General features: G+C 36.4%; 15 protein-coding genes and 2 pseudogenes. 8 read left to right on the top strand and 9 right to left on the bottom strand.

The genetic code is table 11. From position 1 onward, the window contains the following. Positions 1 to 28 precede the first annotated feature (28 nt). The 3 genes and pseudogenes from KOL94_RS21270 to KOL94_RS21260 all read left to right on the top strand — a co-directional run. Entirely contained in the window at positions 29 to 235 is a 207-nt protein-coding gene (locus KOL94_RS21270; RefSeq protein ID WP_221568702.1) for a hypothetical protein, read from the top strand. A 126-nt stretch (positions 236 to 361) separates the two neighbouring features. After that, positions 362 to 1438, top strand: coding sequence for an alpha/beta hydrolase (locus KOL94_RS21265; RefSeq protein ID WP_221568701.1), 1077 nt, complete (start codon positions 362 to 364; stop codon positions 1436 to 1438). 102 nt (positions 1439 to 1540) lie between these two features. Further along, positions 1541 to 1842 (top strand): annotated as a pseudogene (locus tag KOL94_RS21260) (IS1380 family transposase); the annotation flags it as partial. Between the two features lie 355 nt (positions 1843 to 2197). Here the strand turns inward: KOL94_RS21260 and KOL94_RS21255 are convergent. From KOL94_RS21255 to KOL94_RS21220, 8 genes are all read right to left on the bottom strand, one after another. Next, the gene (locus tag KOL94_RS21255) at positions 2198 to 2590 is read right to left on the bottom strand and encodes an HI0074 family nucleotidyltransferase substrate-binding subunit (protein WP_221568700.1); all 393 of its coding nucleotides are present in this window, start codon (positions 2588 to 2590) and stop codon (positions 2198 to 2200) included. Then, positions 2566 to 2877 carry a type VII toxin-antitoxin system MntA family adenylyltransferase antitoxin gene (gene mntA, locus KOL94_RS21250; protein ID WP_221568699.1) on the bottom strand — a complete coding sequence of 104 codons (312 nt, stop codon included), beginning with the start codon at positions 2875 to 2877 and terminating at the stop codon, positions 2566 to 2568. Before mntA ends, KOL94_RS21255 begins: the two co-directional genes overlap by 25 nt. 657 nt (positions 2878 to 3534) lie before the next feature. Further along, positions 3535 to 3696, bottom strand: coding sequence for a hypothetical protein (locus KOL94_RS21245; protein WP_221568698.1), 162 nt, complete (start codon positions 3694 to 3696; stop codon positions 3535 to 3537). A gap of 1081 nt (positions 3697 to 4777) precedes the next feature. Next, positions 4778 to 5077, bottom strand: a complete 300-nt coding sequence (locus tag KOL94_RS21240; RefSeq protein ID WP_221568697.1) for a hypothetical protein — start codon at positions 5075 to 5077, stop codon at positions 4778 to 4780. Positions 5078 to 5601: 524 nt separating this feature from the next. Beyond that, positions 5602 to 6444 carry a thermonuclease family protein gene (locus KOL94_RS21235; protein ID WP_221568696.1) on the bottom strand — a complete coding sequence of 281 codons (843 nt, stop codon included), beginning with the start codon at positions 6442 to 6444 and terminating at the stop codon, positions 5602 to 5604. Further along, positions 6434 to 7381: a helix-turn-helix domain-containing protein gene (locus KOL94_RS21230; RefSeq protein ID WP_221568695.1), complete on the bottom strand. Its 948-nt coding sequence runs from the start codon at positions 7379 to 7381 to the stop codon at positions 6434 to 6436. Before KOL94_RS21230 ends, KOL94_RS21235 begins: the two co-directional genes overlap by 11 nt. 15 nt (positions 7382 to 7396) lie before the next feature. Then, positions 7397 to 7693 carry a type II toxin-antitoxin system RelE family toxin gene (locus KOL94_RS21225; protein WP_221568694.1) on the bottom strand — a complete coding sequence of 99 codons (297 nt, stop codon included), beginning with the start codon at positions 7691 to 7693 and terminating at the stop codon, positions 7397 to 7399. Continuing rightward, positions 7686 to 8270, bottom strand: a complete 585-nt coding sequence (locus tag KOL94_RS21220) for a hypothetical protein (RefSeq protein WP_221568693.1) — start codon at positions 8268 to 8270, stop codon at positions 7686 to 7688. The genes KOL94_RS21225 and KOL94_RS21220 overlap by 8 nt, the downstream gene beginning before the upstream one ends. A gap of 219 nt (positions 8271 to 8489) precedes the next feature. Here KOL94_RS21220 and KOL94_RS21215 point away from each other — a divergent pair, with 219 nt between their 5' ends. Both KOL94_RS21215 and KOL94_RS21210 read left to right on the top strand, forming a co-directional pair. Further along, positions 8490 to 9536, top strand: coding sequence for a tyrosine-type recombinase/integrase (locus tag KOL94_RS21215; RefSeq protein WP_221568692.1), 1047 nt, complete (start codon positions 8490 to 8492; stop codon positions 9534 to 9536). A gap of 32 nt (positions 9537 to 9568) precedes the next feature. Continuing rightward, entirely contained in the window at positions 9569 to 9925 is a 357-nt protein-coding gene (locus tag KOL94_RS21210; protein ID WP_221568691.1) for a hypothetical protein, read from the top strand. Between the two features lie 273 nt (positions 9926 to 10198). Here KOL94_RS21210 and KOL94_RS21205 read toward each other — a convergent pair whose 3' ends face one another. Further along, entirely contained in the window at positions 10199 to 10723 is a 525-nt protein-coding gene (locus KOL94_RS21205; protein WP_221568690.1) for an HNH endonuclease signature motif containing protein, read from the bottom strand. 174 nt (positions 10724 to 10897) lie between these two features. On the opposite strand from KOL94_RS21205, the gene KOL94_RS21200 reads away from it, so the two are divergent. From KOL94_RS21200 to KOL94_RS25430, 3 genes and pseudogenes are all read left to right on the top strand, one after another. Then, positions 10898 to 11080, top strand: coding sequence for a hypothetical protein (locus KOL94_RS21200; RefSeq protein WP_221568689.1), 183 nt, complete (start codon positions 10898 to 10900; stop codon positions 11078 to 11080). Positions 11081 to 11365: 285 nt separating this feature from the next. Beyond that, complete coding sequence (locus KOL94_RS21195) at positions 11366 to 11539, top strand: glycine zipper domain-containing protein (RefSeq protein WP_221568688.1); 174 nt, start codon at positions 11366 to 11368, stop codon at positions 11537 to 11539. A 231-nt stretch (positions 11540 to 11770) separates the two neighbouring features. Continuing rightward, a pseudogene (locus KOL94_RS25430) lies at positions 11771 to 11920 on the top strand (recombinase family protein); the annotation flags it as partial. Between the last annotated feature and the right edge of the window lie 182 nt (positions 11921 to 12102).

The raw sequence follows: 12102 nt of genomic DNA, 5'->3' as shown, positions 1-12102 counted from the left end.
TAAGGAATGCGACACCCGAACAATGTGATTGCTCTACGAACATGATGTATCCAATCTCAGTGTGTATCTTTCTCAGGAAAATCAGAGTGCCTATGTAATCTTCGATCAGGATACTACCAATCTGGCCAATCGAACGTCCAGCCGAAAACGGGTGACAGTCAAGGTCTTTTTGCAGCAAGAAGGGGAAGAATGGACTGTCAACGATTTCCAACAAACTTATGCTGAACCTTTATAAGTCCTGGCATCGGTATACGCTGTTAATACGATAAGGGAACACGAAAGGAGGTGTTTCGATCGTTTGTCGTAAAGAGATCGCAATTTCCATCATCGATGAAATCATGAAAATAGGAGGTTTTTTTCAATGAAACAGGGATACTTAACAATATCCAGAAAACGGTCGGTTGTTTTATTTTTCCTGTTTGTACTGACGATCGCCTATCTTTCAAGTGGCCGTACTACAGCTGCAACTGATGAGGTCCAATGTCAGAAAACGACATCGCCCGTGACCCTTTCGGCAGCTGATCCGACCGAGTATGAAGTGGTGGGCTGGCTCTGCTATCGCGGTACATTAAAAGGAAAAACGATTCAGGTACTGGTTTCTGGCATCACCTACGATCATCATTACTGGGATTTTCCTTTCAAACCACAGAATTACTCTTATGTTCAACATGCGACCGATGCCGGTTACGTGACATTCAATATCGATCGTATTGGCGTCGGACAGAGTGACCGTCCTCCAGCAGACCAGGTGACGGTACAGTCCGGTGCTCATGTTGTTCATCAAATCGTTCAAAAATTAAGGGAAGGCAACGTTGCAGATACCAGGTTTTCTAACATTATCTTAACGGGTCATTCCTTCGGCTCTTCGATGTCTTTATATGAGGCATCCACTTACCAGGATGTAGATGGATTGATTCTATCCGGGATGATGCATGAGGTAACTACAAAAGGCTACTCCCTGCTTTCGAATCTGTATCCCGGACAGTCGGATCCGAAATTTTTAGATGCCTATCTTCCTGCCGGATACTTCACAACACAGCCAGATACACGTGGAGATATGTTTTACCATCAGGCGGATGGGGATGTCATTTCACTGGATGAAGAACTCAAACAGACGGTGACCTCAGGTGAGCTTAATTCTTTAACCGATGCTCATACAGAAGCGATTTCAAAGAAGATAAAGGTACCGGTCTTAATTGCGATCGGGGATAAAGATATCATCTTCTGTGAAGAGGAAGGAAAGCTTTCCTGTGCAGATCGTCAAACTGTTTTGAAACGGGAAAGCCCGTATTACTCACCGGATGTTCCTTTGGAAGCGTTCGTCTTAACAGGAACCGGGCATAACCTGAACCTTCATCCGGATGCCGAAAAATGGTTTTCCTTTGCCGGCGACTGGGGGCATAAATATGTCGGCAACACGACTTCAACGAAAGAGTAGGGGGCCTCACCCCCTTACCTATGGGGATGCTACCGTCCACCCTGCTTATGTAGTTGCTCTATTATTTTACATACTATGAAAATATCGAAGGACAAGCATAATGAACGGTGCTGGCAGTACATCTTCAAACTGCCGAAGAAGGCCACTGTGAAAAAGGCGATCGCCTACCTTGAGCAACATCAGGCATTCTGGGAAGCGCTAGCGGAAAAACAAGAGGACATCACATTCGCGAATCAAGACGATCGCTGGTCCGCCGCTGACATCCCGATTCTCCTCACCAACTGGGAGAAAGCAAGACGTTGCGTCATCTACCGGGAACCCACCAAACCGAGCGTACAACCAATGACCAATTGACGATGGCGCTCACGACCTATTCCTTTCAAGCCATCGTCAGTGGGCATGATGACACCTACAGTTTACCATAATATTTTCGTAATCCATTTGAAAGGGTAGAAATCCCCTAGATACAATAATTTCTCGTTGTTTACATAACATTTATTATACCAACCAATAAAAAATAAAGAAAAATTATCTCTATACCTAAGTATGCTTGGGATAGTGAGATGGAATTTTTCATTTATATTGAGTTATGGTTGAAAGTTTATTTCAAGGTTTTACAGAATATTTAGGTGGAGAGTATCGGCTATCTTTTTGTTTTCCTTGTCCAATATCATATGTAAGGGAAAACTAAATATCCCATCTAAGACAGCTGTAACCATCTAAATAAAAAAATAGTTTACTCATGAGTTTTGTGTTTTTTTATATTTTTTCTGTCATTCTTTTAACCCAACTACTTAAAATGGAATAGTGTGATTTTAAATTTGAGTGGATTTTAATGGAAACTTCTTCGTTATAGGTATGTACCGTTAGGTTCCGATCGTCCACCATCTTTAGTGCTTGTATTGCCTCTTCATCTGTAAATAGATTGATTTCCCGACTACTCCGTATGACACCTTTAGGTGAACCTACATCGATTCCCTCAATATCATATAAGAACTGTTTTGCAGCTTTCCAGCAAGCTTCAAAAGTAAATTCGAATCGTTGTATGGAAGCATCTCTTTCAACCGAATTCGGAGCTTCGATTATGACCAATTCATAAAAGGCATTTAGAGCCTTTTCTGCAGAAGTTAATCGTTCTTGAAGTCTTTCCATAAAATCCCCTCCCTTTTTACATTTTGTTTTAGCGCATCACTTGCATCTTTTAAATTGACGACGTCTACGTGGTAGGGAATAGTAGATTGTTCAATTCTCTCTGTGATTTCTAACCATTTAGACGAAGATAGTGGTGTGATCGTTTCAATTGCGATGTCGATATCGGAGCTTTGCTTTTCTTCCTTTCGAGCCCAGGATCCGAACAAGTAAATTCTTACATTTTCATCGTGTAAAGAGTCAATAAGTAGATTTTTTAATTGATCAAGTATCTGTTTACGCTCCACCATTTAATATCTACCCCTTACCGCTATTCTATTATCAATTATACCATACGAACCGATATATTTAGCTCCAACGAAAGAAAGAACAGTTTCCTAAAATAAAGAACAAGAACAGGTAGGTGTTATTCTTCGAAAAGTACCCTATTAACCTCCATCATAAAATATCCTTACTATAATCTTTAAGTGAAACTTCTATAATCTGGCCTTATACGGTACAGTTCAGCAATATAAAAGAATGCCATTTTTCTTTAACAGGTTCTATTTTCAATCGCAAACATTAGAAAATGTCAGTCAAAATAAGTGTCAAATTGCTGGTGTATGTGACACTCGTTTTTTATTATTGTGGAGCGATTTATATAAGATTTTTCTTAAGTTTTGTTTACAAAATGTATATCAATTTGCAGTGCAGAATAAAACTAATGCTTGTTATATGTACCATTTTTTTCGTATCAAATCTTAAGATATTGAGACAAATATATGATGAAAGGGGTGCTGTATAAGGAGGTAAATAAAAAACGTTTTGATAATGGAAAAGTGATCCATGTTCTTTAACTATTTTGGAACAACCAATTATTTAATAATAAAATGAAGGATTTATCTGGGACTTATTCCGCAATCCTGCACATTTTCTTGAATATCGTTTTTCAAACTTAAAAGTTTCATTTATTCGTCACGCATAATACATTTTACTCTTTCATGTAATTCCTTTATTTGTCTTTCTCTTCTCTCTCTATTTTTTCGATTAATTTCTTCTTGGGGAGTAAATTTTACTATACCGGTGACAGTCTTAAAAGGGATAACTTTAGCTTTTTTACTTCTTACCATTTGGCAATTCTCCTTCGGAACGATTTTCAGAGTTAAGAACTTCATGGATCTGATTTGTATAATACCTAACATCACTTCTTTTTAAAGACTCCAATAATTTTCAATTCATAAATTTTTTTAAATTCAATATATGTAAGTGACATGTTTACCCTCCTGGAGTGAATTTAAAAATTAAGTCTATGTAATGTGTTATTAACCATATATTTTTTGTTATAATCTTTTTAGGACAACCATATAGGTGCAGAGTGGACGGTCAAAATCCCCTCGAAAGGGGGTGATTTGATCGTGAGCAATAGTGAATTCGACTTAGAGACAGCAACGTTTATGATTTTGTTGATCACACTAATGATTACTTTCCAAGACAGAAAAAAGTAATCCACTCTGCCTCCCAAGCTGCGTGGATTACTTTTTCTGTGACCACCTAATGATGGCTTGACCGTCTTTCGAGCGGTTCTATATGGTTGTCTCCCAAGCTATATAGACTATAGCTGGTTTTTATGTTATGTCATTTCTACTTATATTATAACCAAATTATACTATAAAATAAAGACATAACAAAATTTAATTGGCCTTTTGTTGCTTGAGGATAGTGTTAATGGCATTACTCCCAGGTATCTGAGGAGCTCTATCTGATCTTGAGAATAATGTTTGAAAAACAATATTCTTTTCTTCTCCATTTATATCAGCTTCCTTCTCTTCAAGAAGAGCTAAAAACGTAAGTTAATAGGGGTCTTTCTAAAGTATCATTTGCTAAGTGATAATTGGAAGTAGATAGCTTTATAAACCAATTCACCAAGAGGCATCCAATAGAAATAATTACGGTTAATATAAGTGTGAATTTTAGAGAGCAAACATAAGGACCTCTTTCATAATATGTAGGTTCAGTTGAAAAGACTTGATTCCCAGTGAAAAGTTACCTTTCACTGATAAAAATAAAACACAGAAGTACAGTAGTAACTACATAATGCCTATATGATTGTTCCCACGACAATTATAACAAAAGAAAAACTGATATTAATGTGAAACAACCATTAATTTTAAGAATTGCTGATTTTAAAAAAACATTCTGATAGATATAAATTTACCAATTATAATACTCTTCTTCTTTTAACTCAAAAATTTCAAGGAATAGGTCGAAAATTTCTTGAGCAGTTTGGTATCCACCACAATGTTCTGAAGAAATACATACCGTAATGAGATCCCAAGCTCCTTCATCGTCATACTGTTTGAATCGATTTAAGTGCCTTTTGATATATTCATCACTATATCGATAAGGGTTCCCATTAAAATTGTTCTCTATATTATGGTAAGCATGAAGGTTGAAAAAATCCAAGTCCAAGTCTAATACTAAGCTCTGATTTTCTGGTCGAAAAAACTCCATTCGATGCTCATTTTCAAAATGATTATAAGTATACGAATGAATGACTTCATTAGGAGGTCTGTCATAATGTATACATCTTTTATGGTTCCGGTTTCTTCAGCGGCTTTAATAAAGTCAAAGATATGTAACTTTTCACCCTTTACTCCAGAATATGGCCCTTTAATTTAACAATACAGCTGAAGTTTAAGTGTCAAAAGAAAAACCCAATATTAATACAGGGTTTAATCAAACTTTGTTTTAAATTATCAATCTTTTTTTAAATTATCAAACTTTATTTTAAATCAATAGAAAATAAGATCTTCTTCATCTACCTCCTTTTGTATTGCAATTCTTCTATAAGCTCCACTGTGTATCGGCCATTCAATGTCACTCTGCCCTCTCCACATCCAAACATTCGGAGGGTGCCCAGAAGGATTTAATAATATGAATTCCATTAATTCACTAAAACTTTAAGGAGCATAAATGTTTCCAAACACTTCACTATTATATTTTTCCATACGTCTCTCCTATATTAGAATTATTTTCTAAGGTAAACTCTCACAAGCTAGTCCATCATTATCATTTCCATCTAAACGATGGGGATCACTTGAGCCTGATGCTTCCATAAATGCCTGGGCTTCTTCATGAGTATCAAAATCACCACAATCACGGTCAGGGCCATTAGGATCATACTTTAAATCGGTTGTAGTGTCAGGTTTCTCCTTTTCTGGTTCAGACTTTGACTCTTCTGAATAATGATATCCATGGTCATGGTCTACATGAGCATATCCATCAATTGACCAAACTCCAATTTTCTTCTTTATAGCTGTCTCTTGCACCTTATGAAATTGATCAAGCATAGTTAAATCATTATAAAGATAGGCGGTACGCGCCAGACCCTTCCACAGTAGTTTTTCTTGAATGGTCTCACCATCAATGTATAAGTAGGCAAGTAAACGTCCATATTTATCACGTTCTTCAGTACCGACTTTAACACCGACTTCCTTGCCGGTTAACGTTTCTTTTACAAATTTAGATGCTTCGGGTCCAAAGGGTTCTACTGGTTTGTTTGGATGAACTGTTTCAGGTGTATCGATTAATAAAAGACGTACATCTTCTTCTTCCCCTTGAAAGAGTATTTCGATCGTATCACCATCGACCACCCGAGTTACTTTTGCTGTTGGGAGCTTTTCCTTTTCGTTATTCTTTGTGGAAGTTTTTTTATCTTCTGATGCCCCCTCCTCTTGATTTGATACAGGTTTCTCTTGATCTGCAGCTTCTGTTTGTTTATCGGTATCATTTTCTACTTTCTGGCCACTGTCTTCAACAGTGCCGCACCCTGCCAGAATCATGATTCCAATAACGAGTAGTAATTTTTTATACATCATCATCACTTTCTCCTTTGGTTAGTTTGGATATAATCAATGATTTAAGCGGTATGTTTCTTCGCTCGGCTTCATTTTGTAGTTCGGTGTAGAGCTCTTCAGGTAGATCAATCGTTCGACTGATATATTGAGTCTTTAATTGGATATATTGCTCGTCGAACTCAACTCTTCCCTGAGTTATACTGCCATTTAATAGTGAAAACTCTTCTTCAGTACCTGGTATTCGACCCTGCCTGCAACGAACCAAGTAATCGCCGGTAGCTTGCTCATAAATTTGGATATTTTTTTCACCTAAGTATTTGATAAGTTTATATAGGATTTTATAAGTTGCATGATCTTTACTTCGCGGTATTGAAAATTGAAAATGGATAAATCCCTTTTTTCTTTCATATTGAATTGGTGGCCATGGTTCCGATCGATAAGCGAAATTTACTTTATTTATGGTACTGCCATCATTGGTAAGAAGAATAACCGGTTCGGTGTTTATTACTCGGACGCACTGCCCCTGGACTTCAATAATTTCAAATAATCGCAACCCATTCGCATACGTTTTTAGTTTCTTCCCATAATGAGCGGATCTCCTGGTATGCTCTCCTCTTTTCATTTTTTCTTTAAAACGTAGGCATTCTTCCTTTTTAAAACGTCTCTCCATTCTCTTACCAACTTGGATCAGATCACTATCAATCTTATTGTTTTTGGTTAACTGATTTAGGTATTGTGGAGAAACACCAATGAATTCGGCAGCCTCCCTAAGCGTTAGCTTATCGGTATGGTACATCTGTTTTAGAAACTCATAAACTTCAGGTCTAAACCGGTATCCATTATCACGTCTGTACGTATCTGGGTTAACCGGTAGAATGACATTCGTTTTGACTAAATGATGAATGACCCTTTCTGACTTTTTTAACTTAGCAGCTAGCTCTTTTAATGAAATATACAAGTCTTCCACTCCTTTTTATGCAGCATTAAAGCAGTTTTTGATATTCATAGAGTAAGAATGACTGTCCCTATTTTCGACTTTACCGATCAAAATTTCTTTTGCTTTTTCATCGATTGTGTAAAAGAGACGTACTCGCTTGCACTTAATACGTTTAATGTTTTTATCCAGGTTTAAGGATCCAAAATCGTATTCAGTTGGGCGAGGTTCTTTTTTTAAAGTGTTAATGGCTTTGCTTAATAGTTCTGTTTCTTGATTTGAAAGTTTTTTCATCTCTTTATTCACTCTTTTACTTGCTAAACGGACATTATACATTTTCATTCGCCACCTTTTCCTTGTATTGAATGAACTCTGGGTATTTACCCTCAAACAGCCATCGAACTATATATCTCACAAAGATTAATCCGGTTACTGTACCTTGGATGATTTCTAAGGTGCTATCAAAACCTGTTTTGATATCGATTGCGCTTTGAAAAAGAAGATAGAATCCAAATAAGTAACAATACCACATGGATGCTTCTATAGCGATTACACCAAATCGATTCATGGACTGCTTCCAATAAAAATCATCAGAACCTTCTATGTAATCCCCATCCTGATTAAAAATCTTGTTTAATAGAAACAAAATGAAATACTTCATACTCCATATAAGAATAGTAAATAAGAAACCACCTAACCCTAAAAATAAAAACAACTGAGTAATGTTGTTTACGACAATCCAAGCATTATCGATCCATAGAATTTTTGGGAGGTTTTTTTGAATAGAGTTAATTTGATCTAGCTGGAAATAAATGGACAGGTAAATTATCAAGACTGGAAAACTAAGGTAATTGAGCAATTTAAAACGATTGTCAAAAATTTCAATAAGCTGTCTGAAAAAATTGGTATTCATTTTCAACCCCTCTTTCATTTCTGTTATGGATAATTCTACCACTCTAATACACATATAACAAGTCATAAAATAATACGATTTAAATTAAACTTATATGATATAAATTTAAATAGAAAAATAACGAGTTTTTCATTTACATATTCATATAACATCATCTATTATGTGTTACTATAAGATTATGAAATGTAAAACCAAAATCAGGGAATCGAGGTGAATCTGATGAATGAGTTACAAGTCATAAATGAACAATATGGATTAATTAGAAGAGAAGACTTTTTGCGAGAGGATTTGTACATAAAAATTTCGGAACACGGATTTCAACATACAAACTGGAGCAAAGTTCCGGATGAACTGTTGGTTTATTTATTTCTTCATGACAGCCCCATTTTAAATGACAAAAGGTCAATCAATACCAAAAAAGAATACTTACGTGATGTCAATCACTTTATGAAATTTACAGAGTCTCGTGGAGGTCTTCGATCGCTGGTCCCGGAAGAAGTGGAAGCTTACCAAAATCAAGTGGCGAACCAATATCGCCCCTCAACCACCAGGAAGAAATCGACTGTAGTGAAGCAATTCTTAACCTATCTATATAAAAAAGGTGTGCTGCAGCAGGATCTTACCACTCAAATGAAAAAAACGGCTGTTCCGAAAAAGCAACTGGTAAATAGAGACCTGCATGAACATGAGGTTATACGATTATTGGAGCACTTCAAACAAACCGATTGGTTTGGGTTTACGATATGGTTTACCCTGGTTTCAACTGGAATGAGGATCGAGGAGGTGGCGAATGCGGAGTGGAATAAACTTTACTTTGATCATGAAGTGGGAGCTCATATCTTGTATATAACAGGAAAGGGCGAGAAAGTACGTCCGGTCGTCATCTACGATGAAGTGTTAGCAGCTGTTAAAGAATTACGTCTTCGAAGAGGTTTTTCGGATGAACTGTATGAAGGGGATTCTTCACCATTTTTACCGAAGCCAAACGGACGTCATTATACGGCAAAGTATTTAAGTAAAGAAGTAACAAACTTAATCCAGGCGACAAAAGACAAATTCCCATTCATCGAATTTAGAGAAAACAGGATCACCCCGCATACTGCAAGACATTATTATGCCGAGCATCTTTCCAGTCGTAATGTTGAGATTAAAGCGATAAAGGAAGCTTTGGGCCATTCTTCCATTGTTACCACTAACAATTATTTGCGTCGAAAAAATCAACTTAAGGATCATGCTGGTTTAAAGGTAGGAAAAAATTTTTTTTAAATATAAAATGATTTTGAAAGGGGGTGTTACTTTTGAATGAGACAAGAAATTTGAGAATAACAAGTATGAATCCAAATAATCCGGATGAAAAATTAGACATCCAGTTATCAGGAGCGGCAAATACAGATGTGGACCTAATCATTGAAGCGATACATAAACTCATACATAGCATTGATGTTAAACATGCATCCAGTGAAGATTACCATGATTTTCAATTATACATGAAACAGATCCTCTTTAGTGTAGCCGAAAATTTAAGCATTGAAGGCTGGTCTGAGATGCTTACTGAAGATGACCGTATCTATAATGAAGAAACTGATTCGGATAGTATCACAAACATTGGAAAGATTAAGATTCTAGAAGCCTTTCTACAACAATATAAACGTTAAAGAGCCTGTTTTAAACTAACGAATTCTGTTTTGGGATTAGAATTCGAAGCCAAAATCACAAGCAAATCACACATTTTTCACATATGAATTCACAAGAAAAGAGCTCGAATTTTGAGCTCTTTTTCATTTATATACAGACGAATATTCTATTTAAGTCAGCAATAGGTAAGCGTTTGAAGTTATCTCGGGCTTTTCCCCTGCTCCGTACGGAGTGCTAGTTTCCCAGAATTCGGCGCTCCATCTAACAATATGTACTAGATTATAAGTTCCTTGTTACCCTTCGAGACGGGATGGTTCAATGCTATCCAATTTACATACCTTACGGTATTGATTAATCTTGTTTAGCATCGGTTGATTTAATCCCAACTTATTGAGGAAAAGGTTAATCCTTTCATCATCCTTCATATGAATTAATCGGTGAACATCTTCATGGAGAATGCGAAGATTATGAAACTGGTCGCTTCCTCCGAGATGTTTCGGGATATAATGGACATTATAGGCGAACAAATACTGGCCAGTAATCTCACATTTCCCCATCTTCATACTGTATCGGCTAATCCGATTATCCAAGTATTCCACACTTCGATTGGGCAGTGTTGCCTTCATCAAAAGACTGACTTCTTTTTGTATATCTGGTCGAAGTTTTTTAAATAGGCTCTCTCTACCTTCATAAGTGTAAAGCGTAAGCTTTGGGCTGAAGTTCAACGCGTTGACAGTCGTTACATTACCGATAGGAAAAAGATACGTATCTCTTATTCTGATGGTTTTCGTCCCTAAGCTGAAAAGCTTTTTATACATAGGTGGAGGATTAAAAGGATGTTCCTCTGTGCCAATCTGTTGAAGGCGGCTATACAAGAATGGTTTTAAATCAAAGGCAAGACGTGAGAACTCTAGGTTAACATGCGTCGCTCGGTTGAAGTAGTTGTGAATTCCTAATACAAAACTATTAAAGCGCACTCGGAGGAAAAAATAATGGAGAAAAAACTAGACGCTATCCTTGAATATCTAGAATTATTAAAACAAGGTCAAGCCCGTCTTGAAGAAAAAATGGATAATCTTTCTTCAGAAACGAGAAGTGGATTTAAACATGTTGAAGAAAATCTAGAAGGCTTGATGACAGCTACCCGGTTACTATGCCTATATGCAAACATTTGAAACGACCGTTTGGATCCCTTATGCCTTTACGATGGGCCTATTCCTACCATTGTTATTGTTTGGAGTAGCCATATTTAGAAAAAACGCGCTAAGTAAAAATACATAAATTTGTAATAAAAAGTTTAGGTAAGATGATCTTCTCGGAACCAATATATCCCGTTCTTCTATCAATATTTCTATTAAGATTGAAGGATATCTTTAAAAAAAGGGATAATTACTGAAACTTAAAAATAGATGATACGTATAAACATAATAATTGGAAGAACCTACAAAAGGAGTGGTTCCTTGTCTGATAAGAAAAAAGAAACAGGCAAACTAGGTATCGGATTGTGTTTAGGTGTAGCATTTGGAATCTCTTTTGGGGCACTGATGGATAATACAGGCTTTGGAGTTACAATAGGTATGACGCTTGGAGTAGTAATCGGATTATTTATGAGTAATAAAGACAATAAGAAATAGCACTACATCAGTCATTGCTGTACTATGATAGTAATTTTCATCAGTTCTTAAGAAAGCAAGTCATAGTTTCATAAAATAGACTACCCTTTCAATTTGAAAGGGTAGTCTATTTTATGATGAAAAGAGTTTGCTCCACCATGATTTCTTTTTTGAAGTAGCAACCTCCCGTCTTGCTGAAATATAGTCATCTATTCGCTTCGCTCGTTCTTCTTGCCCACCCAAACGCTTCATAGCAAGAAACAACGTCAAATAATAGAAGAGAACCATTCAAAATGGAGAAACGGAAACATAACAGGCGTTATGTTTATGGAAATGTTAGAACTGAAGAAAAACACGTTTTATAAAATAATGAAGGAATATGAAGGAGTAGACAGAATGTAACATATTGAAAAATTTTTGCCCTGGTCATGTTAATAAAAATGACTTTTAGGGGGAAATGGCGGCAAAATTGTCGGATGCTACCTTTACCCCTTTTAAAATGTCTCGTTCCCAATCCTCCTGGTAAAAACATTAAACAATACAAACACTAAATTCTACGTTCCCTCCCCGAAAAATAAGCTGAA

Source organism: Alkalihalobacillus sp. TS-13 (genome assembly GCF_019720915.1).
Taxonomy (GTDB): domain Bacteria; phylum Bacillota; class Bacilli; order Bacillales; family Fictibacillaceae; genus Pseudalkalibacillus.
Note: the sequence above shows the minus strand (reverse complement) of the source record. Positions and strands in the feature narration are given on the sequence as shown.